This window comes from Sphingomonas sp. Leaf412, from assembly GCF_001425405.1.
Taxonomy (GTDB): domain Bacteria; phylum Pseudomonadota; class Alphaproteobacteria; order Sphingomonadales; family Sphingomonadaceae; genus Sphingomonas.
On sequence record NZ_LMQP01000002.1, the window covers coordinates 357 to 25,338 of the forward strand.

The 24,982-nt window shown below is 70.2% G+C and carries 28 protein-coding genes; 14 read left to right on the forward strand and 14 right to left on the reverse strand.

Annotated features, from left to right (window positions below):
* Window positions 1-232 (reverse strand): Arm DNA-binding domain-containing protein (locus ASG29_RS16305; RefSeq protein ID WP_156457931.1); only part of this gene is annotated, 232 nt, incomplete at its 3' end.
* Between the two features lie 282 nt (window positions 233-514).
* On the opposite strand from ASG29_RS16305, the gene ASG29_RS04430 reads away from it, so the two are divergent.
* Window positions 515-970, forward strand: coding sequence for a DUF3617 domain-containing protein (locus tag ASG29_RS04430; RefSeq protein ID WP_082515649.1), 456 nt, complete (start codon window positions 515-517; stop codon window positions 968-970).
* A gap of 102 nt (window positions 971-1,072) precedes the next feature.
* On the opposite strand, the gene argJ is transcribed toward ASG29_RS04430, so the two are convergent.
* Entirely contained in the window at window positions 1,073-2,299 is a 1,227-nt protein-coding gene (argJ, locus tag ASG29_RS04435; RefSeq protein WP_055982182.1) for a bifunctional glutamate N-acetyltransferase/amino-acid acetyltransferase ArgJ, read from the reverse strand.
* Window positions 2,300-2,465: 166 nt separating this feature from the next.
* Between argJ and ASG29_RS04440 the strand changes: the two genes are divergently transcribed.
* The 4 genes from ASG29_RS04440 to ASG29_RS04455 all read left to right on the forward strand — a co-directional run bounded on the left by ASG29_RS04440 (window position 2,466) and on the right by ASG29_RS04455 (window position 7,030).
* Window positions 2,466-2,876, forward strand: coding sequence for an energy transducer TonB (locus ASG29_RS04440; protein WP_156457888.1), 411 nt, complete (start codon window positions 2,466-2,468; stop codon window positions 2,874-2,876).
* 43 nt (window positions 2,877-2,919) lie between these two features.
* Entirely contained in the window at window positions 2,920-3,240 is a 321-nt protein-coding gene (locus tag ASG29_RS04445) for a hypothetical protein (RefSeq protein ID WP_156457889.1), read from the forward strand.
* A gap of 97 nt (window positions 3,241-3,337) precedes the next feature.
* On the forward strand, window positions 3,338-6,073 hold the full coding sequence (secA, locus tag ASG29_RS04450; protein ID WP_055980894.1) for a preprotein translocase subunit SecA: 2,736 nt from the start codon (window positions 3,338-3,340) through the stop codon (window positions 6,071-6,073).
* Window positions 6,074-6,148: 75 nt separating this feature from the next.
* Window positions 6,149-7,030: a tyrosine recombinase XerC gene (locus ASG29_RS04455; protein ID WP_055980897.1), complete on the forward strand. Its 882-nt coding sequence runs from the start codon at window positions 6,149-6,151 to the stop codon at window positions 7,028-7,030.
* Between the two features lie 87 nt (window positions 7,031-7,117).
* Here ASG29_RS04455 and ASG29_RS04460 read toward each other — a convergent pair whose 3' ends face one another.
* The 3 genes from ASG29_RS04460 to ASG29_RS04470 form a co-directional block, all read right to left on the reverse strand.
* Window positions 7,118-7,723, reverse strand: coding sequence for a DedA family protein (locus tag ASG29_RS04460; RefSeq protein WP_055980901.1), 606 nt, complete (start codon window positions 7,721-7,723; stop codon window positions 7,118-7,120).
* Complete coding sequence (gene gshB, locus ASG29_RS04465) at window positions 7,720-8,679, reverse strand: glutathione synthase (RefSeq protein ID WP_055980904.1); 960 nt, start codon at window positions 8,677-8,679, stop codon at window positions 7,720-7,722. Before gshB ends, ASG29_RS04460 begins: the two co-directional genes overlap by 4 nt.
* Window positions 8,680-8,824: 145 nt before the next feature.
* Window positions 8,825-9,226 carry a YraN family protein gene (locus tag ASG29_RS04470; RefSeq protein WP_055980907.1) on the reverse strand — a complete coding sequence of 134 codons (402 nt, stop codon included), beginning with the start codon at window positions 9,224-9,226 and terminating at the stop codon, window positions 8,825-8,827.
* A gap of 108 nt (window positions 9,227-9,334) precedes the next feature.
* Here ASG29_RS04470 and ASG29_RS04475 point away from each other — a divergent pair, with 108 nt between their 5' ends.
* Window positions 9,335-10,120: a hypothetical protein gene (locus tag ASG29_RS04475; RefSeq protein ID WP_055980910.1), complete on the forward strand. Its 786-nt coding sequence runs from the start codon at window positions 9,335-9,337 to the stop codon at window positions 10,118-10,120.
* A 25-nt stretch (window positions 10,121-10,145) separates the two neighbouring features.
* Here ASG29_RS04475 and rsmI read toward each other — a convergent pair whose 3' ends face one another.
* Entirely contained in the window at window positions 10,146-11,000 is an 855-nt protein-coding gene (rsmI, locus tag ASG29_RS04480) for a 16S rRNA (cytidine(1402)-2'-O)-methyltransferase (RefSeq protein ID WP_055980913.1), read from the reverse strand.
* Between rsmI and ASG29_RS04485 the strand changes: the two genes are divergently transcribed.
* Entirely contained in the window at window positions 10,999-12,213 is a 1,215-nt protein-coding gene (locus tag ASG29_RS04485; protein WP_055980916.1) for a penicillin-binding protein activator, read from the forward strand. The genes rsmI and ASG29_RS04485 overlap by 2 nt on opposite strands.
* Here the strand turns inward: ASG29_RS04485 and hemW are convergent.
* Complete coding sequence (gene hemW / locus ASG29_RS04490; protein WP_055980919.1) at window positions 12,210-13,388, reverse strand: radical SAM family heme chaperone HemW; 1,179 nt, start codon at window positions 13,386-13,388, stop codon at window positions 12,210-12,212. The two genes, ASG29_RS04485 and hemW, sit on opposite strands and share 4 nt — an antisense overlap.
* Before the next feature lie 22 nt (window positions 13,389-13,410).
* Here hemW and ASG29_RS04495 point away from each other — a divergent pair, with 22 nt between their 5' ends.
* Window positions 13,411-13,965 (forward strand): CAP domain-containing protein, encoded by a 555-nt coding sequence (locus ASG29_RS04495; protein ID WP_321163179.1) that lies wholly within the window; start codon window positions 13,411-13,413, stop codon window positions 13,963-13,965.
* A gap of 72 nt (window positions 13,966-14,037) precedes the next feature.
* On the opposite strand, the gene rdgB is transcribed toward ASG29_RS04495, so the two are convergent.
* Both rdgB and rph read right to left on the reverse strand, forming a co-directional pair.
* Window positions 14,038-14,664: an RdgB/HAM1 family non-canonical purine NTP pyrophosphatase gene (gene rdgB, locus ASG29_RS04500; RefSeq protein WP_055980923.1), complete on the reverse strand. Its 627-nt coding sequence runs from the start codon at window positions 14,662-14,664 to the stop codon at window positions 14,038-14,040.
* Window positions 14,661-15,374, reverse strand: a complete 714-nt coding sequence (rph, locus tag ASG29_RS04505; RefSeq protein WP_055980926.1) for a ribonuclease PH — start codon at window positions 15,372-15,374, stop codon at window positions 14,661-14,663. Before rph ends, rdgB begins: the two co-directional genes overlap by 4 nt.
* Before the next feature lie 70 nt (window positions 15,375-15,444).
* On the opposite strand from rph, the gene ASG29_RS04510 reads away from it, so the two are divergent.
* Genes ASG29_RS04510 through grpE form a run of 3 tightly spaced genes read left to right on the forward strand, consistent with a single transcriptional unit; the run spans window position 15,445 to window position 17,607 of the window.
* Window positions 15,445-15,963 (forward strand): DUF6438 domain-containing protein, encoded by a 519-nt coding sequence (locus tag ASG29_RS04510; protein WP_055980929.1) that lies wholly within the window; start codon window positions 15,445-15,447, stop codon window positions 15,961-15,963.
* A gap of 31 nt (window positions 15,964-15,994) precedes the next feature.
* Complete coding sequence (gene hrcA / locus ASG29_RS04515) at window positions 15,995-17,032, forward strand: heat-inducible transcriptional repressor HrcA (RefSeq protein ID WP_055980932.1); 1,038 nt, start codon at window positions 15,995-15,997, stop codon at window positions 17,030-17,032.
* A gap of 26 nt (window positions 17,033-17,058) precedes the next feature.
* On the forward strand, window positions 17,059-17,607 hold the full coding sequence (gene grpE, locus ASG29_RS04520; protein ID WP_055980935.1) for a nucleotide exchange factor GrpE: 549 nt from the start codon (window positions 17,059-17,061) through the stop codon (window positions 17,605-17,607).
* Between the two features lie 390 nt (window positions 17,608-17,997).
* On the opposite strand, the gene ASG29_RS04525 is transcribed toward grpE, so the two are convergent.
* The gene (locus ASG29_RS04525; protein ID WP_055980939.1) at window positions 17,998-18,900 is read right to left on the reverse strand and encodes a neutral zinc metallopeptidase; all 903 of its coding nucleotides are present in this window, start codon (window positions 18,898-18,900) and stop codon (window positions 17,998-18,000) included.
* Window positions 18,901-19,016: 116 nt separating this feature from the next.
* Here ASG29_RS04525 and ASG29_RS04530 point away from each other — a divergent pair, with 116 nt between their 5' ends.
* On the forward strand, window positions 19,017-19,802 hold the full coding sequence (locus ASG29_RS04530) for a 3-hydroxybutyrate dehydrogenase (RefSeq protein WP_055980942.1): 786 nt from the start codon (window positions 19,017-19,019) through the stop codon (window positions 19,800-19,802).
* Between the two features lie 11 nt (window positions 19,803-19,813).
* Window positions 19,814-20,410, forward strand: coding sequence for a DUF4893 domain-containing protein (locus ASG29_RS04535; protein WP_055980945.1), 597 nt, complete (start codon window positions 19,814-19,816; stop codon window positions 20,408-20,410).
* Window positions 20,411-20,490: 80 nt separating this feature from the next.
* On the opposite strand, the gene ASG29_RS04540 is transcribed toward ASG29_RS04535, so the two are convergent.
* Genes ASG29_RS04540 through ASG29_RS04555 form a run of 4 tightly spaced genes read right to left on the reverse strand, consistent with a single transcriptional unit; the run spans window position 20,491 to window position 23,958 of the window.
* Window positions 20,491-20,886, reverse strand: a complete 396-nt coding sequence (locus ASG29_RS04540) for an acyl-CoA thioesterase (RefSeq protein WP_055982190.1) — start codon at window positions 20,884-20,886, stop codon at window positions 20,491-20,493.
* The gene (locus tag ASG29_RS04545; RefSeq protein WP_055980949.1) at window positions 20,883-21,446 is read right to left on the reverse strand and encodes a DedA family protein; all 564 of its coding nucleotides are present in this window, start codon (window positions 21,444-21,446) and stop codon (window positions 20,883-20,885) included. The genes ASG29_RS04540 and ASG29_RS04545 overlap by 4 nt, the downstream gene beginning before the upstream one ends.
* Complete coding sequence (locus tag ASG29_RS04550) at window positions 21,443-21,874, reverse strand: DUF2059 domain-containing protein (RefSeq protein WP_055980952.1); 432 nt, start codon at window positions 21,872-21,874, stop codon at window positions 21,443-21,445. The genes ASG29_RS04545 and ASG29_RS04550 overlap by 4 nt, the downstream gene beginning before the upstream one ends.
* Complete coding sequence (locus ASG29_RS04555; RefSeq protein WP_055980953.1) at window positions 21,871-23,958, reverse strand: S9 family peptidase; 2,088 nt, start codon at window positions 23,956-23,958, stop codon at window positions 21,871-21,873. Before ASG29_RS04555 ends, ASG29_RS04550 begins: the two co-directional genes overlap by 4 nt.
* Before the next feature lie 100 nt (window positions 23,959-24,058).
* On the opposite strand from ASG29_RS04555, the gene gluQRS reads away from it, so the two are divergent.
* Window positions 24,059-24,907 (forward strand): tRNA glutamyl-Q(34) synthetase GluQRS, encoded by an 849-nt coding sequence (gene gluQRS / locus ASG29_RS04560; protein WP_055980957.1) that lies wholly within the window; start codon window positions 24,059-24,061, stop codon window positions 24,905-24,907.
* Window positions 24,908-24,982: the final 75 nt, after the last annotated feature.

Sequence of the window (24,982 nt, forward strand, 5' to 3'; positions counted from 1 at the left end):
CCACAGCTTCCCGCATCTCAGAAGCCATTCGGCGGGCTGCGGCAAGCGGCAGCGCGTTTGCGGAGCCCAATCCGATCTCCGCCCGCTTCTTGTTCTCCACGCTCATAAAAACCCACGAGCGTGAACCAGTCGTGGTCACCCGCAGATAAAGCCCTCCGCCATCGGAGTAGCGCCCCGGCTTCGTCAGCGCGGCAGCCTGTTTGACGTTCAGCTTGTTGAGCGCTCGAGCCATGTGGACGATCCTTCGGTGGGGACCGTCTTTGCAAGTCACCCGTGCCCACTTTTGTGCCCACTTCGGGAGTGGTCGTCAACGAGCGCGAGCGAATGCAGGCGAACCGAAGAGCTGCACTGGGTCTCCATGTCCAGCCGTAAGACGGAGTTATTATGATCGTTAGCGCACGATCCCGATCGCTGGCGGTATCGCACTTCTACGGACACCCTCTCCGCCACTTACCTGTCCCGATACGTCCACCCCGGGCTTGCGCCGGACCGGCGCGCGCGCCACCGTCGCGCGATGCGTCTTGTCCCCCTGTTCGTCTGTCTCGCCGCGCTTCCCGTCGCCGCATCCGCGCAATCCGTCCCGCCCGTGCGCTGGGCCGTGACGTCGACCGTCGTCGACCTGACCGTGCCCGGGGCGCCGGGCTTCCTGCTGAAGATGGCGAAGGGCAAGTCGCGCAAGGAACACAAGTGCCTGGCGCCGGGGCAGGGCATCGCGGCCGTCCTGGCGCCGGATCCCAAGGCGCAGTGCCGCATCGAGCGGCAGGAGACGACCGACGGGCGGTATTCGCAGGCGCTGCTCTGCCCGCAGAAGAAGGGGGAGCCGATGCGGGTCGTCCGTTCGGGCACCTACGACGATCGCGGCTTCGCGGGCCGCGCGGAGATGACGGGGCGGACTGCGAAGGGCGCGATGCGCGTCCTGCTCGACCAGCGCGCCGCCCGCGTCGGCGGCACGTGCCGCGTGGCGGGATAGGCCATGGCGCATCGGCGCGGCCCGATGCGCGAAACCTGTTTCGCTTGCGGGTTCACCCTGTCGCTGCGCCATTCCGCCGCGGCATCCGGCCGTCGATCCGCGCTAGCTGCGATAGTCCGCGTTGATCGAGATGTAGCCGTGCGTCAGGTCGCAGGTCCACACGCGCGCGCTGCCCTCGCCCAGCCCCAGGTCGACGCCGATCTCCACCTCGCGGCCCTTCAGGTGGGCGGCGACGGGCGCTTCGTCATAGCCGGCGACCGCGACGCCCTCCTGCGCCACCTGGGTGTCGCCGAAACGGATCGACAGTCTGTCGCGCTCGGCGGGTTCGCCCGCCTTGCCCACCGCCATGACCACGCGGCCCCAGTTCGCGTCCTCGCCCGCGATCGCGGTCTTCACCAGCGGGGAATTGGCGATCGACATCGCGATGCGGTGCGCGGACCGGTCGCTGTCCGCGCCCTCGACCGTCACCTCGATCAGCTTCGTCGCGCCTTCGCCGTCGCGCACGACCAGCAGCGCGAGGCGGCGGCACAGGTCCGCCATCGCGGCGCGGAACGCATCCGCCCCCGCGTCGTCCTCGTGGCGGAGCGGCGCGTTCCCCGCCGCGCCGGTGGCGAAGGCGAGCACCGTGTCGCTGGTGGAGGTGTCGCCGTCGACGGTGATGCAGGAGAAGGTCCGCGCATTGGCATCCGACAGCGCGCGTTGCAGGAACCCCGCCTCCACCGTCGCATCGGTGAAGACGAAGCCCAGCATCGTCGCCATGTCGGGCGCGATCATGCCCGAACCCTTCACGATTCCCGCCAGCGTCACGGTCCGGCCGTCGACCACCGCGGTGACGACGGCGCCCTTGGGATAGGTGTCGGTCGTCCCGATCGCCTCCGCCGCGGCGCGCCAGTCCGCCGGTTGCGCCGCATAGGCGGCGTCCAGCCCCGCCTCCGCCTTGTCGATCGGCAGCGGCACGCCGATGACGCCCGTGGAGGCGACGAACACGTCCGACGGCCGGCAGCCGAGCGCGCCCGCGGTGCGCGCCGCAATCGCCTCCACCGCGGTCCGGCCGCGGTCGCCGGTGAAGGCGTTGGAATTACCCGCATTGACCACCAGCGCGCGCGCCTCCCCCAGCACCAGCGCGCGGCGGCACCACTCCACCTCCGGCGAGGGGCATTTCGATTGCGTCAGCACGCCCGCCACCGTCGTGCCCGGCGCCAGCTGCGCCAGCGTCAGGTCGCAGCGATCCCATTCCTTGTACCGCGCGCGTGCGACGCGGATCGTGACGCCCGCGATCGGCGGCATGTCGGGGAAGGGGGTGGCGAGCGGGGATATGGACGTGGACATGGGCGTGCGCATAGGATGATGTACCGGTGCGGCAAAGGGGCTGGAATTGGGCGAGCGGCCGAAAGACGAGCCCGATCGGGCAGGCGACTCGACGCCCGCCCGGCGCCGGTCCTGGCTTACCCTGCGCACGGACGGGCGATTGATCGTCTTGGCGGCGACGTGCGCGATGCTGATCGTCGAACACGGGGCGTCGTTGTGGTCAGCGGGAGGACAGGTGCGGGCCTGGTGGCTGGACGATGGGAACGCCCCGACGATCGCGGTCGCCGTTCCGACGGCCTATCTGCCCGACTGGATCGGCCCGCAGGACTATCCCGAAGCGGCAAAGGCCGCCCGACTGGAAGGAACAGTCGAGCTGTCGTGGAACGTGGCACGCGATGGCCGGATCGATTCCTGTCGTATCGACCGGTCGAGCGGTCATCCGATCCTCGATCAGGCGACGTGCCGCCTGTTGATCGAACGGGGATGGTTTCGCGTCGTCAGCGCGAACGGCCCGCGACTGCGGCATTTCTCGTCCAGCTATCGATGGAAGCTGCCACCGGCCGGGACCGCCATCCCGGTTCCGGCAACGGGTGCGTAGATACCATCGTAAGACCGTCCGCGGCCATTCTTCGCGGCGAGCCATGGTGGCACGTTACGCCGATATTAATTCGGTTGGCGTCACAGGCACGGCACCTTATGTCGGCCATGCGATGAACCTGCTGCTGCTCCTGTCCGCCCTGCTGTCCGCGCTGACCGGCGTGGGCGGGAGCGTGCGTCAGCCGCAGGTGGCGCAGGCGGTGGCGCAGCAGGCGCGGGTGTCGGCGCCGCGGGTCGCGGTCGCGCCCGCCGCGCGGCCCGTCGCCGCGCTGCCGGTGCCGGCGGTCCAGACCATCGCGCCCGTCGTGCGCGCCTTCGCGCTTGCCGCGATCGCACCGCTCTACGCCACGCGCCGGCGCGAATAGCGTCGTGGCCGGTGCGCCGGCCGCCCCCCTTCATCCAGATTCAGGCGCGGGCCGCGATGCGGCGTCCGCGCGCGCTCGCAGACAGGAATACGCCCGCATGTTCGGTGGCCTCGCCAAATCGCTCTTCGGTTCGTCCAATGACCGCTACGTCAAGTCGCTCGATCCGGTCCTGCGGAAGATCGCATCGTTCGAGCCCGTACTCCAGGCGATGGACGACGCCACGCTGGCGAACCAGACCGTCCTGTTCCGCGAGCGGCTGGCCAACGGGGAGAAGCTGGACGCGATCATGCCCGAGGCGTTCGCGACCGTTCGCGAGGCGTCGGTGCGCGTGCTGGGGATGCGGCATTTCGACGTGCAGATGGTCGGCGGCATCGTCCTGCACCGCGGCGAGATCGCCGAGATGCGGACCGGCGAGGGCAAGACCCTGGTCGCGACGCTGGCGGTGTACCTGAACGCGCTGCCGGGCGACGGCGTCCACGTCATCACCGTCAACGACTATCTCGCCGCGCGCGACGCGGAGTGGATGGGGCGGGTCTATCGCTTCCTGGGCCTGACCGTCGGCACGATCATCCCGAACCTGACCGACGAACAGCGCAAGGCCGCCTACGACAGCGACATCACGTACGGCACGAACAACGAGTTCGGGTTCGATTACCTGCGCGACAACATGAAGTACGATCGCGCCAGCATGGTGCAGCGCGCCTTCGCCATGGCGATCGTGGACGAGGTCGATTCGGTCCTGATCGACGAGGCGCGCACCCCGCTCATCATCAGCGGCCCGACCGACGACAAGTCCGAGCTGTACATGCAGGTCGACGTCGTCGTGAAGCAGCTGGACGAGGCGGATTACGAGAAGGACGAGAAGCAGAAGACGATCGTCCTGACCGAGGACGGGACCGAGAAGATCGAGCGGATGCTGGAGGCGGCGGGCCTGCTGGAAGGGCAGAACCTGTACGATTTCGAGAATACGCAGGTCGTCCACCACCTGAACCAGGCGCTGCGCGCGAACGTGATGTTCAAGCTGGACACCGACTATATCGTCAAGGACGGGAAGATCGTCATCATCGACGAATTCACGGGGCGCATGATGGACGGTCGCCGTTGGTCCGACGGCCTGCACCAGGCGGTCGAGGCGAAGGAGGGCGTGCAGATCGAGCCCGAGAACCAGACGATGGCCTCGATCACGTTCCAGAACTATTTCCGCATGTACCCCAAGCTGTCGGGCATGACCGGCACCGCCGCGACCGAGGCGGCGGAATTCTTCGACATCTACAAGATGAACGTCGTCACGATCCCGACGAACAAGCCGGTGAGCCGCGTCGACGAGGAGGACGAATTCTACAAGGACACGCAGGACAAGTTCCGCGCCATCGCGAAGAAGATCCGCGAACATGCGCAGAACGGGCAGCCGGTGCTGGTCGGCACCGTCTCGATCGAGAAGTCCGAGCTGCTGAGCGAATTCCTGAACCAGGAAGGCGTCGACCATTCGGTCCTGAACGCACGCTATCACGAGCAGGAGGCGCATATCGTGGCGCAGGCCGGGCGGCTGGGCGCGGTGACGATCGCGACCAACATGGCGGGGCGCGGCACCGACATCCAGCTGGGCGGCAACCTGGAGTTCCGGGTCGAGGACGAATTGAAGACGATGCCCGAGGGGCCGGAGCGCGACGCCGCGATCGACGCCATCCGCAGGGAGATCGAGGCGGAGAAGGCGCGCGTGCTGGAGGCGGGGGGCCTGTTCGTGCTGGGCACCGAGCGCCACGAATCGCGCCGCATCGACAACCAGCTGCGCGGCCGGTCGGGGCGGCAGGGCGATCCGGGGCTGAGCCGCTTCTATTTGTCGCTGGACGACGATCTGCTGCGCATCTTCGGCCCCGATACGCTGTTCGCCAAGATGATGCGCAACAACATCGGCGACGGCGAGGCGATCGGCAGCAAGTGGCTGACGAAGGCGATCGAGACCGCGCAGAAGAAGGTCGAGGCGCGCAACTACGACGTGCGCAAGCAGGTCGTGGAATATGACGACGTGATGAACGACCAGCGCAAGGTCATCTACGAACAGCGCGCCGCCATCATGGACGCCGATACGGTCGGCGACGTCGTGGACGACATGCGCGCCGAAACGGTCAACGCGATCGTCGGCGACGCCTGCCCCCCCGGCTCCTACCCCGAGCAGTGGAACGTGGAGGGGATGAAGGCGCGGCTGGCCGAAATCCTGAACATGGAACCGCCGATCGACGAATGGCTGAAGGAAGAGGCGGTCGATCCGGAAATGGTGACGGAGCGCGTGCAGGCGGAAGCCGACGCGTCGGTCGCGGAAAAGTCCGCCGAGCTGGAGCCGGACACCTGGATCCAGGTCGAGAAGTCGATCCTGCTCCAGAACCTGGACCATCATTGGAAGGAGCATCTGGCGACGCTCGACGCGCTGCGCCAGGTCGTCCACCTGCGCGCCTATGCGCAGAAGACGCCGATCAACGAATACAAGCAGGAGGCGTTCGCGCTGTTCCAGCGGATGCTGGACGCGATCCGCGAGGATGTGACCAAGACGATCGCACATGCGCAGTTCCGGATGCAGGCGCCCCCGCCGATGCCCGACCTGCCCGATTTCATCACCACGCATTTCGACCCGTTCACGGGCGAGGACAATTCCAACGACATCGACGGCGGGACCCTGGGCCTGGTCCAGACGCAATTGCCGCCGTTGCAGATCGTCCAGCCGGGGCCGATGGAACTGGGCGAGGATCCCGCCAGCTGGGAAGGCGTGGTCAGCCGCAACGCGCCGTGCCCGTGCGGATCTGGCCGCAAGTACAAGCATTGCCACGGCGCCGCCTGATCCGGGGCCTGATCCGGGGCCTGATCCGCGGCCTGATCCGGGCACGCCCGCGAGCGATGTGGTAGGGGACGGGGCATGACCGCCCCGCTCGCCCACGACTTCGCGCAGCATCTGGCGCGCGACCGGCGGCGGTCGGACCATACCGTCCGCGCCTATCGCGCGGGGGCGGAACGGCTGCTGGGCTTCCTTCAGGCGCATTGGGGCGGGCCGGTCGACCGCGCGCGGCTGTGCGCGGTCGAGGCGGCCGACCTGCGCGCGTTCCTGGCGCAGCGGCGCGGCGAGGGACTGGGGAACGCCTCCGCCGCGCGCGAGCTGTCGGCGGTGCGCGCGTTCCTGTCATGGGCCGGGGCACCCGCGCCGCGGACGCGGGGACCGCGGGTGAAGAAGGGCGTGCCGCGCCCGGTGTCGCCGGGCGAGGCGGTGGCACTGGCGCGCGAGGTGGCGGACGAGGCGAGCGAGCCGTGGATCGGCGCGCGCGACTGGGCGGTGCTGCTGCTGCTGTACGGCGCGGGGTTGCGCATCGGGGAGGCATTGGGGCTGACCGGTGCGGTGCTGCCGCTGGGCGAGACGCTGGTCGTCACGGGGAAGCGCAACAAGGTGCGGATCGTGCCGCTGCTGCCCGCGGTGCGGGAGGCGGTGGAGGCCTATGCCGGGGCGGTGCCGTGGTCGATCGCGCGCGACGCGGCGCTGTTCCGCGGGGCGAAGGGCGGGGCGCTGTCGCCGGGGGTCGTGCGGGTCAAGGTCCGGTCGGCGCGCGCGACGCTGGGGCTGGGCGAGCGGACGACGCCGCACGCGCTGCGGCACAGTTTCGCGACCCACCTGCTGGGCCGGGGGGCGGATCTGCGCCAGTTGCAGGAGCTGCTGGGCCACGCCAGCCTGAGTTCGACGCAGGTCTATACCGCGGTCGATGCGGCGCACCTGTTGGACGTCTATCGCCACGCCCATCCGCGGGCCTGACCAACTTCCGTTCGGGCTGAGCGACGTCGAAGCCTATGCGCGTAGCCTTCGACTTCGCTCAGGCCGAACGGAGGTGGCGTTTGCCGATCAGCGTTCCCGCGGTTTCCAGGTCGCGACGCGATAGCCCCAGATCGCCAGCGCCAGCACCGTCACCGCGATGCCGAGCGGGCCGAGGAAGCGGTCGAGCTGCTGGAAGCGCGATCCCAGCATGTATCCCGCGCCCGCCAGCACGCCGTTCCAGATCAGGCTGCCGACATAGGTGATCGCGGCGAATTGCCACACCGGCATCTTCGCCATGCCCGCGGGCAGCGAGATGAGCGTGCGGAACGTGGGCATGAAGCGGAACACGAACAGCGTCCACCCGCCGCGCTTGCGCCGGAAGAAGTGGCGGACGCGCTCCACGTCCTCCCATTCCAGCGTCAGCCAGCGGCCGTGCCGTTCCACGAACGGCCGGAAGCGTTCGTAGCCGAGGCGGCGGCCGATCACGTACCAGAACATGTTGCCCGCGGTCGTCCCCGCGGTGCCCCAAAGAACCAGCGGCACCATCTCCATCTGTCCGCGCGCCACCGCGATCCCGCCGAAACCCATGATGACCTCCGACGGGATCGGCGGGAACACGTTCTCGAGCGCCATCAGCAGGACGATGCCGAAATAGCCGCCCCAGGCGATCCAATCGAGGATGAACTCGGTCAAGCGGCCCGGCTCGCGTGGCGGCGTTCGATCGCGTCCCAGATCATGCCCGCGATATCGGTGCCGTCGAACTTCTCGATCGCGACGATGCCGGTGGGGGAGGTGACGTTGATTTCCGTCAGCCATTCGCCGCCGATGACGTCGATGCCGACGAACACCAGCCCGCGACGCTTCAGCTCGGGCGCGAGTGCGGCGCAGATCTCGCGCTCCTTCGCGGTCAGCTGCGTCTTCTCCGCCGAACCGCCGACCGCCAGGTTGCTGCGGATCTCGCCCTCGCCCGGCAGGCGGTTGATCGCGCCCGCGACCTCGCCGTCGACCAGCACGATGCGCTTGTCCCCCTTCGCCACGTCGGGAAGGAACGCCTGGATCATGTGCGGTTCGCGCCACGTGAGGTTGAACACCTCCATCAGCGCGGACAGGTTCTCGCCCTCCGCGCCGACGCGGAAGATCGCCTTTCCGCCGTTGCCGTGCAGCGGCTTCACCACGATCGCGCCGTGCGTCTTCAGGAACGCGCGCGCCTCGTCCAGGCTGCGCGTGACGAGCGTGGGGGGCATGAAGCGCGCGAAATCGAGCACCCACACCTTTTCGGGCGCGTCGCGGACGCTTTTCGGGTCGTTGACGACCAACGTGCGGTCCGCGATCCGTTCGAGCAGGTGGGTGGCGGTGATATAGCCCAGGTCGAACGGCGGATCCTGCCGCATCAGCACCACGTCCGCCTCCGCGCCCAGATCGAGCGATACGGGATCGCCGAGGCGGAAATGGTTGCCCACGACGCGCTGGACGGTGACGGGATTCGCGCGCGCCCACAGCCGGCCGTCGGACCAGTTCAGGTCGTCCGCCTGATAGTGGAACAGGCGGTGGCCACGCGATTGCGCGGCCAGCATCAGCGCGAAGGTCGAATCGCCCGCGATGTTGATGCCGGCGATCGGGTCCATCTGGACCGCGACGGTGAGTGTCAATGAAACCTCCGTTCGTGGTGAGGAGGGGCCGAGCGACGCCGGAGCCTCGTCTCGAACCACATTTGTCCTTCGATACGACCCTTCGGCTGCGCTCAGGGTTCCCTCAGGACGAACCGAGCGGCGATAGGCGTGCGGGGGACGATTGTCATCCGATCCACGCATTCTCGATATGGCGGATCACCGCACGCCGCGCAGGACCGGGCGCGAACAGGATCACGTCGACGCGGATATCCTCTCCCGCGGTGGCGTAGCGCGGCATCAGCGCCTCCGCCGCGGCGGCGACGCGGGCGAGGCGGCGTTCGTCGATCGCGAGGTCGAGGTCGGCGGCGGTGCGGCGGGTCTTCACCTCCACGAAGGCGATCAGGCCGGGGCGGCGCGCGATCAGGTCGACCTCTCCCGCCTTCGTCCGCACGCGCCGGTCCAGGATGGTCCAGCCCTTCAGCCGCAGCCACCAGGCCGCCATCCGTTCCCCGCGGCGTCCCGCGGCCTCCGCGATCCGGCGGTCGCGGACGGGGCGCCGGTCGCTGGCGGGGTGGGGCGATCGCATCGCGCGACGATGCGGCCGGCGAGGGTGCGGCGCAAGACGGTGCGGCCTGTTCGCGGCGCCGCCGTCGTGGCAGGGCGGCCCCGCCCCCCAGGTCCGGAAGAATCGCGCGTGTCCCATTCCCCGTTCGAATTCCTGCGTCGCGGGTCCGCGCGTTTCCGCGAGCGGCTGGGGCGCCGCGCGGTGGGCGTGGGCGCGACGTTGCTGGCCGAACTGCTGCTGATCCTGCTGCTGCTGACCCTGTCGCCCGACATCAAGGGACCGGAGAAGGACGGGCGCACGACGACCTTCAGCATGGAGCCCGATCGCGAATCGGCGCCGGTCGAGCCGGAGGAAGCGCCGGTCGAGCCGCAAGAACGCGCGCCGGTCGAGCGGGAGATCGCGCGGACGCCGGAGCCCGTCCCCGATCCGGCGCCGGTGTCGGTGCCGGTCGCCACCGCCCCGCCGCCGCCCGTCGTGCCGATGCCGCGCCAGCAGACGACGCCCGTCGCGCCCGCGCCGCCGTCGTACCGCCCGGCCGCGGACGCCCCGGCGCGCGCGGTGGCGGGGCCGCCCAACCGCGGCGGCGGTCCGCCCGATACCGCGCGCGTCGAGGGCAGCGGGCCGAACGGCGAGCCGCTGTACGCCGCGGCGTGGTATCGCGAACCCTATCCGGAGGAGTTGCGCGGCTATCTGTCCACCTCGCGCGGGCCGGGCTGGGGACTGATCGCCTGTCGCACCGTGCGCGACTACCGCGTGGAGGATTGCGTGATCGTCGGCGAATCGCCGCCGGGATCGAACATCGCGCGATCGGTGCTGGCGGCGGCGTGGCAGTTCCGCGTCCGCCCGCCGCGGATCGGCGGGGAGGTGCAGGTCGGGGCGTGGGTGCGGATCCGAATCGATTATCAGCAGCGGTAGGATGCAGGCGCGATCGCGGGCGGCGTCACTCCCCCTTCATCGCCAGCGCGCGCGCATACAGGTCGCGGCGGTCTAGGCCGAGGCGTTTGGCGACCTCGCCCGCCGCCTTCGACGCGGGCAGCCGCTCCAGCGCCTCCGTCAGGGCCGCGTCGGCGTCGTTCAGGCTGGCGGGGGCGGGGGGATCGGGGGGCGCGACGACGACGACGATCTCGCCCTTCGGCCCCGCATCGGCGTAGCGATCCGCCAGCGCGGACAATGTGCCGGTCACCGCCTCCTCGAACCGTTTCGTGATCTCGCGCGTCACCGCCGCCTCGCGGTCGCCCAGCCCCTTCGCCAGCGCGGCGAGGCAGGCGCCGAGGCGCGGGCCGCTTTCGTACAGGACCAGGGTCGCGCGGATCGCGGCGACCTCCGCGATGGCGTCGGCGCGCGCCTTCTCCTTCGGGGGCAAAAAACCCAGGAACAGGAAGCGGTCGGTCGGCAGGCCCGCCAGCGTCAGCGCCGCGACCGCCGCGCACGGGCCGGGGACGGTGACGACGAGATGCCCGGCGGCGCGCGCCTCGCGCACCAGCTTGAACCCCGGATCGGAGATCAGCGGCGTGCCCGCGTCGGAAACCAGCGCCACGACCTCGTGCCCCATGCGCGCGATCAGCGCGGGGCGGGCGTGTTCGGCATTGTGGTCGTGATAGGGGGTCATCGGGCGCTTCACGCCGATGTGGCGGAGCAGCCCGGCGGTGACGCGCGTGTCCTCCGCCGCGATCACGTCCGCGCGCGACAGGATGTCGGCGGCGCGCGCCGACAGGTCGCCGAGATTGCCGATGGGGGTGGCGACGATGTAGAGGCCGGCGGGCAAAGAGTTTTCAGCGTTCACGGGAGATGTCATGGCAGAGGCGGAGGCGACCCGGCAACACGGGAGCACGATGGGGGGCGGCATGATGGCACGGGTGCTGACGCTGGCGGGGGCGCTGCTGCTGGGTGCGTGCTCCACGGTCGTGCCGCGCGCCCCGGTCCCCGCGCCGGAAGCGGCACCGGCCGTCACGACCCCGCGCGTCGACGACGATGCGGTGGCGCAGGGCCTGCCGCAGGACGTGGCGCGCAACCGCGTCGCGTTGCTGGTGCCGATGACGGGCACGAACGCGGGCGTCGGGCGCAGCCTGGCCAATGCCACGCAGCTGGCGCTGCTCGACACGCGCAACCAGCAGGTGCGGATCACGACGTACGACACCGCCATGGGCGCCGCGGTGGCGGCGCGGCGCGCGATCGCGGACGGCGCGCAGCTGATCCTGGGGCCGTTGCTGGCGGAGGACGTGCGCGCGGTCGCGCCGATCGCGCGCGCGGCGAAGGTGCCGGTGCTGGCCTATTCCAACGACGCGGGCGTGGCGGGGAACGGCACGTACCTGCTCGGCTACTCCCCGCAGCAGGCGATCGAGCGCGTCGTGAACTATGCGCAGACGCGGGGCATATCGACGTTCGGGGGCCTGGTCCCCAACGCCTTGTACGGTACGCGCGCATCGACCGCGTTCCTGCGCGCGGTGGAGCAGGCGGGCGGGCGCGTCGTCTCGCTCCAGACGTACGACCGCGGCGCGAGCGACATCACGGGCGCGGTGGCGCGGATGGCCAAGGACGCGCCCTATGGCGCGGTGCTGGTCGCGGACGGCGGCGCGGCGGCGGCGACCGCGGCCCCGCTGCTGCGGCGGGCGAGCCCGTCGGTGCAATTGCTGGGGACCGAATTCTGGAACACCGAAAACGGCATCGCGGCGCGGCCCGCCTTGTCGGGGGCGTGGTTCGCGAGCGTATCCGATTCGCTGTATCGCCAATATGCCGCCAAATATCGCGCGCGGTTCGGGGCGGCGCCGTATCGATTGTCCAGCCTCGGCTATGATTCGGTCCTGCTGGTCGTGCGCGTCGCGCGCGACTGGCGCGTCGGCAGCACGTTCCCGGAGGCGCGGTTGCGCGACGGGGACGGCTTCGCGGGCGTCGACGGGCCGTTCCGCTTCGGCCGCGACGGCGTCGCGGAACGCGCGCTGGAGGTGCAGGAGATCCGCGGCGGGCAGACCGTGACGGTGTCGCCGGCGCCGAGCGGGTTCGGGAACTAGGCGGCCACCGCCTCGGCGCGGACGACCTTCGGCAGGATCGCGTCGAGGAGGAGCATGCCCGCCTCGCTGACCGTGAGGCGATCGCCGTCGCGGGCGATGAGCGCGGGCAGCGCGGCCACCGCGGCCTCGTCGATCAGGGCGGGGATCGGCAGGCCGGTCAGGCGCGCGATGCGGGCGAGGTCGACCCCTTCGGACAGGCGCAGGCCCATCAGCAGCGCCTCGGTCGCGCGCTCCTCCGGCGGGAGGGCGTCCTCCCGCTCCAGCCCGTGCGCGTTGCGCTGCACGGCGGCGATCCAGTTCTCCGGCTTGCGATGCCGCACCGTGGCCATGCCGCCGCGGCGGCCGTGCGCGCCGGGGCCGATCCCGGCGTAGTCGGTGTAGCGCCAATAGGCGAGGTTGTGGCGGCTCTGCGCGCCCGCGCGCGCGTGGTTGGAGATTTCGTAGGCGGGGAGGCCCGCGGCGGCGGTGAGGCGGCGCGTGGCTTCGAACAGGTCGGCGCCGTGATCGGGGTCGGGGATCGCCATGCGTCCCGCCGCGACCTCGGTGGCGAAGCGCGTGCCGGGCTCGATCGTCAGCTGGTAAAGCGACAGATGCTCGGTACCGAACGACAGCGCGCGCGTCAGCTCGGCTTCCCAGGCGGCGACCGACTGGCCGGGGCGGGCGTAGATCAGGTCGAAGCCGACGCGCGCGAAGGCGCGTTGCGCGGTGTCGAGCGCGGCCAGCCCCTCGCCCACGTCATGCGCGCGGCCGAGGAAATGGAGCGCCGCGTCGTCCAGCGCCTGTAGCCCGAGCGAGACGCGGTTGACGCCCGCGGCGGCGATGTCGGCGAAGCGCGCCGCCTCGACCGAGGAGGGGTTGGCCTCCAGCGTGACCTCGAGATCGGCGACCGGGGACCAGGCGCGCATGGCGGCGGCGATGATCGCGGCGACGGTTTCGGCGGGCATCAGCGACGGGGTGCCGCCGCCGAAGAAGATCGATCCCAGCCGGCGGCCGGGGAGCAGCGCCGCCTCATGCGCCAGGTCGGCGAGCAGGGCGTCGCGCCACGCCTGCTGGTCCACCGAGGCGCGGACGTGGCTGTTGAAGTCGCAATACGGGCATTTCGACACGCAGAACGGCCAGTGGACGTACAGTGCCAGCGGGGGCAGCGCGAGCGGGGGGGGATTGTCGAGGTCCATGGCGGCGCGGCATATGGCAGCGATGCGCGCCCGATGCCATGTCGCCGTCCTGTCGATCCTCCTGTCCGGTGCCGCGGGGGCGCAGGAGCGCGTGGTGGAGCGGGCGCCGGTCGGCCCGCGACCGGCGCGCGGGACCGCGCCACTGCGCGCGGCGATGATCGCGGGGCACGACCGCGCGCGCGACGCGGTGGGCGTGCCGCGGCTGCGCTGGGACCCCGCGCTGGCGGCGGCGGCGCAGGATTACGCGCAGGAACTGGCGCGCACGGGACGGTTCCAGCATTCGGTGCGGCCGCTGGGCGCGGCGCGGCAGGGGGAGAATCTGTTCACCGGCACGCGCGGCGATTATTCCTATGCGGAGGTCGTCGGCCTGTGGCTGGCGGAGCGGCGCGATTTCGTGAACCGGCCCGCGCCGGGGTTCAGCCGGACGGGGCGCGCGGGCGACGTGACGCATTATGCGCAGATCGTCTGGCGCGCGACGACCGCATTCGGATGCGCGGCGGCGAGCAATGCGCGGGATGACTATGTCGTCTGCCGCTACGCGCCGACGGGAAATGTCGCGGGCGAGCGGGCGTATTGAGCGTGGCGATGTGTCCCCGCGAAGGCGGGGACCCAGTCTGGGCTCCCGCCTTCGCGGGAGCACATCATGTTTTCAGAACACCGCCGCGACCATCTGGCGGAAGGCGTCGCCGCGGTGGCTGATGTCGTTCTTGGCCGGTTCGTCCATCTCGCCGAACGTCGCGTCGTGGCCGATCGGCTGGAACACCGGGTCGTAGCCGTGACCCTTGTCGCCGCGGGGCGGCCAGACGAGCGTGCCGTCGACGCGGCCCTCGAACCATTCGACGTGGCCGTCGGGCCATGCCAGCGCCAGCGCGCAGACGAAATGCGCGTCGCGCGGCGCGTCGGGCGTTTCGCGCAGCTTGTCCTCGACCAGCCGCATCGCCGCGCCGAAATCCTTGTTCTCCCCGCCCCAGCGGGCGGAGAAGATGCCGGGATCGCCGCCCAGCGCGTCGACGCACAGCCCGCTGTCGTCCGCCAGCGCGGGCAGGCCCGACAGGTCGGCGGCCGCGCGCGCCTTCAGTTCGGCGTTCATGACGAAGGTGGTGCCGGTTTCCTCCGGTTCGGGCAGGTCCAGCGCCTTCGCCGATACGACGTCGAGGCCACGGCCCTCCAGCAGCGCCGCGATCTCGCGCACCTTCCCCGCATTGTGGCTGGCGATGACCAGCTTTCCGGGCTTCAGCTTCCGGATCGCCTGCGGTTCCGCACCTTCCCCGCTCATGCGACGGCGCGTCCCTGTGCGGCGAAGATCTCGGCACAGCCGATACGCGCGAGACGCAGCAGGCGGAGCAACGCTTCCTCGTCATAGGTGGCGTGTTCGGCGGTAGCCTGCGCCTCCGCGATATGGCCGTTTTCGAGCAGGACGAAATTGGCGTCGGCGTCGGCGGCCGAATCCTCCGGGTAATCGAGGTCGAGGACGGGATTGCCCTGATAGATGCCGCACGAGACCGCCGCGACCTTCTGCCTGATCGGATCCGCCGACAGCTTCCCGCTCTGCAACAGGCCGTCGATCGCGAGGCGAAGCGCGACCCAGGCGCCCGAGATCGCGGCGGTGCGCGTGCCGCCGTCGGCCTGGATCACGTCGCAGTCCAGGACGATCTGGCGCTCGCCCAGCAGCGCCATGTCGGTGACGGAGCGCAGCGAGCGCCCGATCAGCCGCTGGATCTCCTGCGTCCGGCCCGATTGCTTGCCCTTCGCCGCCTCGCGATTGCCGCGGGTGTGGGTGGCGCGGGGGAGCATGCCGTATTCGGCGGTGACCCAGCCCTGTCCCTTGCCGCGCAGGAAGGGCGGCACGCGCTCCTCCACGCTGGCGGTGACCAAAACCTTGGTATCGCCGAAACCGATCAGCACCGATCCCTCCGCATGGCGGGTGAAGCGGGGTTCGATCGTGATCGCACGCATCTGATCGGGGGCGCGGCCGCTGGGGCGCATTCAACTCTCCTCAAGGTCGGATAGCGCAGGCGATAGCGGCGTTGTGCGACCGGCGAAAGGGAGAGTGACCATGCGGATGATGACGGCGATGATGACGGCGATGACGGCGATGACGGCGATGACGGCTGGCGCGATGCTGTCGGGATGCGCGACGACGACCGGCGCGGGACGGCCGGTCGCGATCGAGCGCGAGGCGATCACGTACGAGACCGCACCGTGTTTCGGGACGTGCCCGGTCTATGCGGTGACGGTGCAGCCCGATGGCAGCGGGGTGTTCGAGGGGAAGCGCCACACCGCGGTGAGCGGGACGCGCGCGTTCACCGCGTCGCCCGACGCCTATCGCGCCTTCGCCGCGGCGCTGGGCCCGTACCGGCCGGTCGGCGAGCGGCTGGTGCAGCCGGGGACTCCCGATTGCCGCAACGCACCGACCGACATGCCGAGCGTCGACGTGCGGTGGAGCGAATTGAGCGGCGCGGCGCACCACCTGTCCTTCTATCGCGGATGCGGACAGGGGAACGAGGCGATGGCGGCGGCTCTCGCCTCCGCGCCCGACCTGCTGCCGATCGCGGGCTTCATCGGGAAGCGTTGAGTAAGCCGGGGGGGAGGCATACATGCGAGGCATGGCCGCTTCCCCGCCGATCGCCGACCTGAACGACCGCGCGCGCGACATCTTCCGCCGCGTGGTCGACGGCTATATCGCCAGCGGGCAGCCGGTGGGATCGCGAACGCTGGCGCAGGCGGGGCTGAACCTGTCGCCCGCGTCGATCCGCAACGTGCTGGCGCAGCTGGAGGTCATGGGGCTGCTCGCCGCGCCGCATACCAGCGCGGGGCGGATGCCGACCGACCGCGGCCTGCGCCTGTTCGTCGACGGGATGATGCAGGCGCTGGAGCCGAGCGCGGAGGAACGCGCGCGGATCGAGGCGGGGGCGGGCGGGCCGGTGGAGGAGGCGCTGGCGGCGACGACCGCGGCGCTGTCCGGCCTGTCGGCGTGCGCGGGGCTGGTGATGGTGCCCAAGCGCGAGGCGGTGCTGCGCTCGATCGCGTTCGTGCCGCTGTCTCCCGTGCAGGCGCTGGCGGTGCTGGTCGCGGCGGACGGGGGCGTCGAGAACCGCGTCGTCGACCTGCCCGAGGCGATTCAGCCCGGCGCGCTGGTCGAGGCGGGGAATTTCATGACCGCGACTTTGGGCGGCCTGACACTGGCGCAGGCGCGCGAGCGGCTGGAGCGCGAGCTGGCGGCGGGGCGCGCGACGCTGGACGGCGCGGCGCGCGCGCTGGTGGAGCGCGGGCTGGTGGTGTGGAGCGAGGACGGGGCGCGGCGCCCGGTGCTGATCGTGCGCGGGCAGGGGCGGTTGCTGGACGATGCCGACGCCGCGGATCTGGAACGGGTGCGCGACCTGCTGGACGACCTGGAGGGGAAGCAGGAGATCGCCGCGCTGCTCGATTCGGCGCGCGCGGGCGATGCGACGCGGATCTTCATCGGCGCGGAGAACAATCTGTTCGCGCTGTCGGGATCGTCGGTGATCGCGCGGCCGTTCCGGGGCCTGGACGGGCGGGTCGTCGGCGTCGTGGGCGTGATCGGCCCGACGCGGTTGAACTACGCGCGCGTCGTGCCCATGGTTGATTTTACCGCCGCGACGCTGGCCCGCCGGATCGGGTGAGCGCGCGTACAACGAGCAGGAATGGAATGATCGAGAACGAGAACGACGGCGCGGACCTGCGCGAGCAGACCGCCGAGGCCGCGCCCGAAGTGGCCGAGCATGACGACACGCAGGCGCGCATCGCCGCGCTGGAGGAGCAGGTGGCGACCGCGCAGCAGGACGTCCTGTACGCCCGTGCCGAGACGCAGAACGTGCGCCGCCGTGCGGAGAAGGACGCCGCCGATGCGCGCGCCTATGCCGCCACCGGATTCGCGCGCGACGTGCTGTCGGTCAGCGACAATCTGGAGCGCGCGCTGGCGTCGATCCCGGCGGAGTTGCGCGGGGACGAGAAGTTCAAGGGTCTCGTCACCGGGCTGGAGGCGACGGGGCGCGAGCTGGCGAACGTGTTCGCGCGCAACGGGCTGACGCGGATCGAGGCGATGGGTCAGCCGCTCGACCCCAACCGGCATCAGGCGATGATGGAGATGCCGAGCGACGCGACGCCGGGCACGATCGTGCAGGAGATGCAGTCGGGCTGGATGATAAAGGACCGGCTGCTGCGGCCCGCATTGGTGGCGGTGGCGAAGGCGGGGTGATTCGTCCTTCGTCATTGCGAGCGTAGCGAAGCAATCCAGTGCCGGCCGATCGATATTCGATGTGCCGGTGCAGGATGGTCGCGCGAAGACGCGATGCCGGGAAGTAAAGAAAGAGATGGGTTCGCGCAGAGGCGCGGAGCACGCGGAGAGTAAAGTGTAACGGAGGGCAAAACTCCCTTCATCGAAGCGACGATGTCGGGCCGCGGTCGGTGATCGGCCTTGCGAGCAGCCCGGCGCGCGATACCGCCGCGTCCTGCGCGCCTCTGCGCGAACCATCTCCTTCTTGTGTTTGCGTGAGCGTCGCACCCCGCCATCCGAACGTCGAACGGTCCTGAAGTTATGCGCGACGCCCTGGATTGCTTCGCTGCGCTCGCAATGACGGCGCCCTATTCAGATCGCGCCGCTGAACGTGTCGCATGCGGCGGGGTCGCCGGTTTCCATGCCCTTGCGCAGCCAGGCCTGACGCTGGGCCGACGTACCGTGGGTGAAGCTGTCGGGCATCACGCGGCCGGTGCTCTGGCGCTGGAGCGTGTCGTCGCCGATCGCCTGCGCCGCGCGCATGCCTTCCTCGACGTCGCCCGGATCGAGCCGCTGGCGGTTCTGCGCCGCCCAGACGCCGGCGTAGCAATCCGCCTGTAGTTCCAGCCGGACCGAGGCGGCGTTGCCCTCCGCCTCGCTGCCGCGCTGCTGCGCCTGCCGGACCTGATCCGCGGTGCCGAGCAAGTTCTGGATGTGGTGACCGAATTCGTGCGCCACGACGTAATATTGCGCGAAGTCGCCGGGCGCCTTGAACTTGTTCTGCAACTCGTCGAAAAAGCTGGTGTCGAGGTAGATGCCCTGATCGGTCGGGCAATAGAACGGCCCCATCGCCGCCTGCGCCGCGCCGCAGCCCGACTGGCCCGACCCGTCGTAGAAGCGCAGCATCGGCGGCTGGAACTGCGCGTTCGAGCGCGCGAACAGCGCCTGCCACGTGTTTTCGGCGTTGCTGAACGCCTGGCACGTGGTGCGGCGTGCGGGGCTGGCGTCGCAGACCTGCTGGACGCTTTCGCCCTTCGGCGCGCTTTGCGTCGTCGGGGCGCTGCCGCCGCCGCCGAACATGGAGCCGATGTTGCCCAGCCCGCCGAAGACCGCGAGCAGGATCAGGACGACGACCACGCCGCCGCAGCCGAAGCGGCTGGCGACCATCGGCAGCAGGCCGAGCAGGAGGCCGCCGCCCCCGCCGCCGATGCCGCCGCCGCCGCCGCCGCGCGCCTCGCCGACGTTGATGTCATTGTCATAGTCGTCGAGCCGCATGGCCTGTCCCCCCGTTCGGGTCATTATGGTTGCGGCATGAATGCGCCGCGCGCCCGTGGGTTGCAACGCCGCGTCCGCGCGTCGATGAGGGCGGCATTGAACCAAGAGGAGTGGCCATGTTCCTGAAGGGCAAGAGCGCGATCGTCACGGGCTCCACCAGCGGCATCGGGCTGGCGATCGCGCGCGCACTGGCGGGCGAGGGCGCGGCGGTGATGCTGAACGGTTTCGGCGAGGCGGATGCGATCGAGCGCGCGCGGGCGGAGCTGGCCGCGGCGAGCGGGGCGGGCGCGCTGTACGATGCGGCGGACATGACGAAGCCGGACGAGATCGCGGCGATGGTCGCGCGTGCCCATGCCGAATGGGGCGGGCCGGACATCGTGGTGAACAATGCCGGCATCCAGTTCGTGTCGCCGATCGCGGACTTTCCGGCGGACAAGTGGGATGCGATCGTCGCGATCAACCTGACCAGCGCGTTCCACACGATGCGCGCCGCGGTGCCGTTGATGCGGCAGCGGAAGTGGGGGCGGATCGTGTCGACCGCCTCGGCGCACAGCCTGGTCGCGAGCCCGAACAAGTCCGCCTATGTCGCCGCCAAGCACGGGCTGGTCGGGCTGACCAAGTCGGTGGCGCTGGAAACCGCGACCGACGGGATCACGGTCAATTGCATCTCCCCCGGCTATGTCTGGACCCCGCTGGTCGAGAGCCAGATCCCCGACACGATGAAGGCGCGGGGCATGACGAAGGAGCAGGTCATGAACGACGTCCTGCTGGCCGCGCAGCCGACAAAGCAGTTCGTGACGCCCGAGCAGGTGGCGGCGTTCGCGCTGTTCCTGTGCCGCGACGAGGCGGCGGCGATCACGGGCGCGAACCTGTCCGCGGACGGCGGCTGGACGGCGCAGTGATGTTTTGGGCAATGACGGGGCTTCCGGCGCTGTCGCTGCTGGCCGCGCCCGCCGCGGCGCAGACCGACTGGCGGCGCGTCGCGACCCCGACGGATCGCGCGCGGCTGGCGGACTGGCGCACGGTCTGGGCGGGCGCGCTGGCGCGCGCGCGCGCGGGCGGGGCGGGGGCGGAGATCGCGGCGGCGGGGGCGCTGTTCGACTACGACCGCGCCTTGCCGCGACCGGTCCCGCCCGCGGGCGACTATCGCTGTCGCATCGTGAAGCTGGGTGCGGCGAAGCGGTGGATGCTGCCCTATGTCGCCTATCCCTTCTTCGCCTGTCGCGTGGCGGTGACGGCTTCGGGGGCGGGGGAAACGGTCACGCTGGCGAAGCTGACGGGATCGCAGCGGCAGGTCGGGACGATCCATCCGCGCGACGGCGAGCGCGCGGTGTTCCTGGGCACGCTGATGTACGGATACGAGGATCGCCCGTTGCCGTACGGCCGCGACGCGAAGCGCGACGTGGCGGGATGGGTCGAGCGGATCGGGGAACGGCGCTGGCGGATGGCGATGCCGTCGCCGGCGTTCGAATCGATGCTGGACGTGATGGAGCTGGTGCCGGTCGATTGACCTCCGTTCGTGCCGACCGAAGTCGAAGTACGTGCGTTGCGCGTGGCCTTCGACTTCGCTCAGGCCGAACGGGGGGCAGGTTATTCCCCCATGAACGGTGCCGCGATCTCCGGCCGTACGCGGAGCAGGCGGCCCGTCGCGCGGTCCATCAGCGCCCAGGTCGTGACGCCTTCCACCAATGTGCGCCCGGTCGCGTCGACGAAGCGGACGTGGCGGTCGAAGCGCGCGCCGCGGGGCGGTTCGGGCACCCACGTCTCGCCGGTCACGCTTTCGCCGACCGACAGGTTGCCGCGATAGTCGATGACGTGGCGCGTCACGACCCAGACCATCGTCGCGCGATGTTCGGGCGGGGCGATCGCGTCCCAATGCGCCACCGCGATGTCCTGGATCCAGCGGACCCACACCGCATTGTTGACGTGGCCCAGCTCGTCGATGTCCGCCGGCGACGCGGTGAACCCCTGTGCAAAGCGGGTCACGCGCGCCGGTCCCGGTGCCAGCGCCACAGCGCGAAGACCGCCCCCGCCGCCAGCAATGCGCCGATCAGCCACCACAATCGTGCGTCGTGGCGCAGCCGCCCCAGCGCCTCCTCGAACGCCTCCCCGAACAGATAGCCGATCGTGGCGAAGGTCACGCCCCACAGCGCCGCCGACACGGCGTTGACCGCGGCATACAGCCGGTGCGGCACCGCGGTCGTGCCGATCGCGATCGGGCTGACGGTGCGCAGGCCGTACAGGAAGCGGAAGGCGAAGATGAAGCCGATCGGCCGCCGTTCCACCAGGTCGACCGCACGGCGGAAGGCGGGGCGTTCGCGCGCCGCGACGACCCAGCGGTGGTCGCGGAAGCGCCGCCCGAACCCGAACCAGCCCTGATCCGCGACGAACGAACCCAGCGCGCCCGCCGCCATCGCCAGCGGCAGCGCGATAAGCCCCTGATGCGCGAGCAGCCCGCCCGCGATCACCGCCGCCTCGCCCTCCAGCGCGGCGCCCGCGAACACCGCGGCGGCGCCCCAGCGCGCGACGAGCGCCTCGATGCTCACTTTGTGCAGAGCTTTCCGGTGTCCTTGCAGAAGGCGGCGCGCGTTTCGGTGGCAAGGTCGAATTTGTCCATCGCATTTCGCGCAGCAGCGACGGCGGCAGGCGTGGCAGCGGTATAGCGTGCCGCGACAGTCGATTCGTTGAATGCCGCGATGGCGCGCAGGTCGGCAATCGACAGTCGTTTGGCGTAGGCTACCGCCATTTCGCGCCGAACTGTCAGCATCGCGGCGTTGGCGGTCGCCTTCGCCTGCGCGCGCAATTTCGTTTGTTCGGCGGGGGTCAGATCGGGGGTGGCGCGAAGTAGCTTCTCCGTCTCATCCGCAATCACCATCGGCGCGAGGCGGGAGAAGGCTCCCGAACCCGCGACCCGTTCGCCCAGCGCCATCGCTTCCGGACTGGCGGCCTGCGCCGCCAGCAGCAGCAGGATCATTCCTCCACCCCCAGTTGCCACAGGACGAAGGCATGTTCCTCCGCGCCCTCGCGCAGGCTCTCGAACCGGCCCGACTTGCCGCCGTGCCCCGCGCCCATGTTGGTCTTCAGCAGCAGGAGGTTGTCGTCGGTCTTCGTCGCGCGCAGCTTCGCCGCCCATTTGGCCGGTTCCCAATAGGTAACGCGCGGGTCGTTGAGGCCGCCCGAGATGAACATCGGCGGATAATCCTGCGCGCGGACGTTGTCGTACGGGCTGTAGCCGCGGATCAGGTCGAAGGCGGCCTTGTCCTCGATCGGGTTCCCCCATTCGGGCCATTCGCCCGGCGTCAGCGGCAGGCTTTCGTCCAGCATGGTGTTGAGCACGTCGACGAAGGGCACGTCGGCGATCACCGCGCCCCACAGGTCCGGGTCGGAATTGACCACCGCGCCCATCAGCTCGCCGCCCGCGGAGCGGCCCGCGATCGCGATCTTTCCGGCGCTGGTCCAGCCCTGCGCCACCAGCCCCTTCGCCACGTCGACGAAATCGGTGAAGGTGTTCGACCGCTTCTCCAGCTTCCCGTCGTGATACCATTGCTGGCCCAGATCGTCGCCGCCGCGGATGTGCGCGATGGCATAGGCCATGCCGCGATCGAGCAGGCTGAGCCGCCCGGTCGAGAAGCCCGGTGCGATGGCATGACCGTAGGCGCCGTAGGAATACAGGAACAGGGGACGCGATCCGTCGCGCGGGAAATCCTTCGGATAGACGATCGACACCGGGATCATCGTCCCGTCCCGCGCCGCGATCTCCAGCCGCTGCGTCTCGTATCCCGACGCGTCGTAGCCCGACGGGATGGTCTGCGTCTTGAGCACCGTCATCTCGCCCGAAGCGACGTCATAGTCGTAGACCGTGCCCGGCGTGACCATCGATTCGTAGCCGAGCCGGATGACCGTCTGGTCGTATTCGGGATTGTCGCCGGTGCCCGCGGCGTAGCTGGCCTCCGGAAAGGACAGGCGTTTCGGCGCGCCGCCGTCATAGCCGTGGATCTCGACCTGATCGAGCCCGTCCTCGCGCCCCTCCACGATGAAGAAATCGGCGAAACACTCGACCCCGGTCATGTAGAAGCGCGGGGAGGGGGCGATCAGTTCGGTCCACTCGCCGGGCGTCGCGATCGGCGCGGTGCACAGCCGCCACATCGGATCGATGTCGTTGGTGTGGACGAACAACGTGTCGCCGTGCGTGTCGACGTCATATTCGCGGCCCGGCTTTCGCGGCGCGACCATGATCGGCTCCGCGAGCGGGTCGTTGGCGGGATACAGGCGGATTTCGGTCGTGTCGTGGCTGCTGGCCACCAGCGCGATCCACTTGCGGTCGCTGGTTTCGCTGACCCCGACCGAGAAGACGGGATCGTACTCGTAATACAGCGTCGCGTCGTCGGCGCTGGGCGTGCCCAGCACGTGATATTTGATCGTGCGCGTGCGCCAGTTCTCGTCGGTCAGGCCATACAGGATGCCGCGCCCGTCGCTGGTGAAGACGATGTTGCCGATCGTCCCCTCGATCGAGGTGTCGCCCCATTTGCCCGCGGCGCCGGGGATGATCTCGTCAAGCGTTTCCGCGCCGGTCAGGCTCTCGAAGCGGATGGTGTAGCGTTCGGAGCCGTCGTCGTCGGTCGAATAGGCCATGACGCGGCCGTCCTCGCTGATCGCGACCGCGCCGAGGCGGAAATATTCCTTCCCCGCCGCCAGTGCGACCTCGTCCAGGAACAGCTGGTCATCGCCCCCCGCGACGGGCCTGCGCCACCATTTGCGATATTCGCCGCCGGTTTCGTAGGCGGTCCAGTACAGCCAGTCGCCGTCCTTCTGCGGCACGGTCGATTCGTCTTCCTTGATGCGCGCCTTCATCTCCTCGTACAGGCGGTCCACCAGCGGGCGGTGCGGCGCCATCTGCGCCTCGAAATAGGCGTTCTCCGCCTCCAGATACGCCAGCACGTCCTTGTCATCGACGTCGGGATAATTGGGATCGCGCAGCCAGGCCCAGGGGTCCTCGATCGTGACGCCGTGATGCGTGAAGGAATGCGGGCGGGTGGCGGCGATGGGGGGGGTGGTCATATGAGCGCTGTAGCGTGCCTAACATCCCACCGTCACCCCGGACTTGATCCGGGGCCCATCGTGCCGCACATCCGCGATCGATGTTCATGCGGCACGATGGATGCCGGATCAGGTCCGGCATGACGGGGGCAGGGTGACGACCACCCGCTTCGCGCCGTCGCCGACCGGGCGGCTCCATATGGGGCACGCCTATTCCGCCATCCTCGCGCACGATTTCGCGCGCGCGCGGGGCGGGCGGTTCCTGCTGCGGATCGAGGATATCGACGGGACGCGGAGCCGGGCGGAGCATGTCGCGACGATCCGCGACGACCTGTCGTGGCTGGGGCTGACATGGGACGGCCCGGTCGTGTTCCAGTCGCAGCGATTGCCGCTCTATCAGGCGGCGCTCGATCGCCTGCGCGACATGAGGCTGCTCTATCGCTGCTATTGCACGCGCGCGGAGATCGCGGAGGCGGCGAGCGCGCCGCACGGGGCGGTGGCGGTCTATCCCGGAACGTGCCGCGGCGCGCCCGTGCGCGATGCGCCCTTCTGCTGGCGGATCGACATGGCGGCGGCGGTGGCGCGGGCGGGGCCGCTGGCGTGGACCGACCATGGGGTGCCCGTCGCCGCTATCCCCGCGGCGCAGGGTGACGTGGTGCTGGCGCGCAAGGATGCGCCCGCCAGCTATCATCTGGCGGTGACGGTCGACGATGCGGCGCAGGGCGTGACCGACGTGGTGCGTGGGGTCGATCTGTTCGAGGCGACGCACGTCCATCGCCTGTTGCAGGCGCTGCTGGTCCTGCCGGTGCCGGGCTGGCACCACCATGCGTTGCTGACCGGCGCGGACGGGGAGCGGCTGGCGAAGCGCAACGGCGCGCCGACGCTGGCGGCGATGCGCGCGGCGGGGGTGGACGGGGCGGCGGTGGCGGCGGAGTTGCGGGCGAAATCCGGGTCGTCATTGCGAGCGTAGCGAAGCAATGCAGGGTTCCGCGCGCCGCCCTGGATTGCTTCGCTGCGCTCGCAATGACGGCGAGGCGACGACGCC

Coding starts and splice junctions, on each gene's coding strand:
- ASG29_RS04430 (WP_082515649.1), top strand. CDS start 515: ATGCGTCTTGTCCCCCTGTTCGTCTGTCTCGCCGCGCTTCCCGTCGCC.
- argJ (WP_055982182.1), bottom strand. CDS start 2,299: ATGTCCACGTCCATATCCCCGCTCGCCACCCCCTTCCCCGACATGCCG.
- ASG29_RS04440 (WP_156457888.1), top strand. CDS start 2,466: ATGCTGATCGTCGAACACGGGGCGTCGTTGTGGTCAGCGGGAGGACAG.
- ASG29_RS04445 (WP_156457889.1), top strand. CDS start 2,920: ATGGTGGCACGTTACGCCGATATTAATTCGGTTGGCGTCACAGGCACG.
- secA (WP_055980894.1), top strand. CDS start 3,338: ATGTTCGGTGGCCTCGCCAAATCGCTCTTCGGTTCGTCCAATGACCGC.
- ASG29_RS04455 (WP_055980897.1), top strand. CDS start 6,149: ATGACCGCCCCGCTCGCCCACGACTTCGCGCAGCATCTGGCGCGCGAC.
- ASG29_RS04470 (WP_055980907.1), bottom strand. CDS start 9,226: ATGCGATCGCCCCACCCCGCCAGCGACCGGCGCCCCGTCCGCGACCGC.
- ASG29_RS04485 (WP_055980916.1), top strand. CDS start 10,999: ATGGCAGAGGCGGAGGCGACCCGGCAACACGGGAGCACGATGGGGGGC.
- rsmI (WP_055980913.1), bottom strand. CDS start 11,000: ATGACATCTCCCGTGAACGCTGAAAACTCTTTGCCCGCCGGCCTCTAC.
- hemW (WP_055980919.1), bottom strand. CDS start 13,388: ATGGACCTCGACAATCCCCCCCCGCTCGCGCTGCCCCCGCTGGCACTG.
- ASG29_RS04495 (WP_321163179.1), top strand. CDS start 13,411: ATGCGCGCCCGATGCCATGTCGCCGTCCTGTCGATCCTCCTGTCCGGT.
- rdgB (WP_055980923.1), bottom strand. CDS start 14,664: ATGAGCGGGGAAGGTGCGGAACCGCAGGCGATCCGGAAGCTGAAGCCC.
- rph (WP_055980926.1), bottom strand. CDS start 15,374: ATGCGCCCCAGCGGCCGCGCCCCCGATCAGATGCGTGCGATCACGATC.
- ASG29_RS04510 (WP_055980929.1), top strand. CDS start 15,445: ATGCGGATGATGACGGCGATGATGACGGCGATGACGGCGATGACGGCG.
- hrcA (WP_055980932.1), top strand. CDS start 15,995: ATGGCCGCTTCCCCGCCGATCGCCGACCTGAACGACCGCGCGCGCGAC.
- grpE (WP_055980935.1), top strand. CDS start 17,059: ATGATCGAGAACGAGAACGACGGCGCGGACCTGCGCGAGCAGACCGCC.
- ASG29_RS04525 (WP_055980939.1), bottom strand. CDS start 18,900: ATGCGGCTCGACGACTATGACAATGACATCAACGTCGGCGAGGCGCGC.
- ASG29_RS04530 (WP_055980942.1), top strand. CDS start 19,017: ATGTTCCTGAAGGGCAAGAGCGCGATCGTCACGGGCTCCACCAGCGGC.
- ASG29_RS04535 (WP_055980945.1), top strand. CDS start 19,814: ATGACGGGGCTTCCGGCGCTGTCGCTGCTGGCCGCGCCCGCCGCGGCG.
- ASG29_RS04550 (WP_055980952.1), bottom strand. CDS start 21,874: ATGATCCTGCTGCTGCTGGCGGCGCAGGCCGCCAGTCCGGAAGCGATG.
- ASG29_RS04555 (WP_055980953.1), bottom strand. CDS start 23,958: ATGACCACCCCCCCCATCGCCGCCACCCGCCCGCATTCCTTCACGCAT.
- gluQRS (WP_055980957.1), top strand. CDS start 24,059: ATGCCGGATCAGGTCCGGCATGACGGGGGCAGGGTGACGACCACCCGC.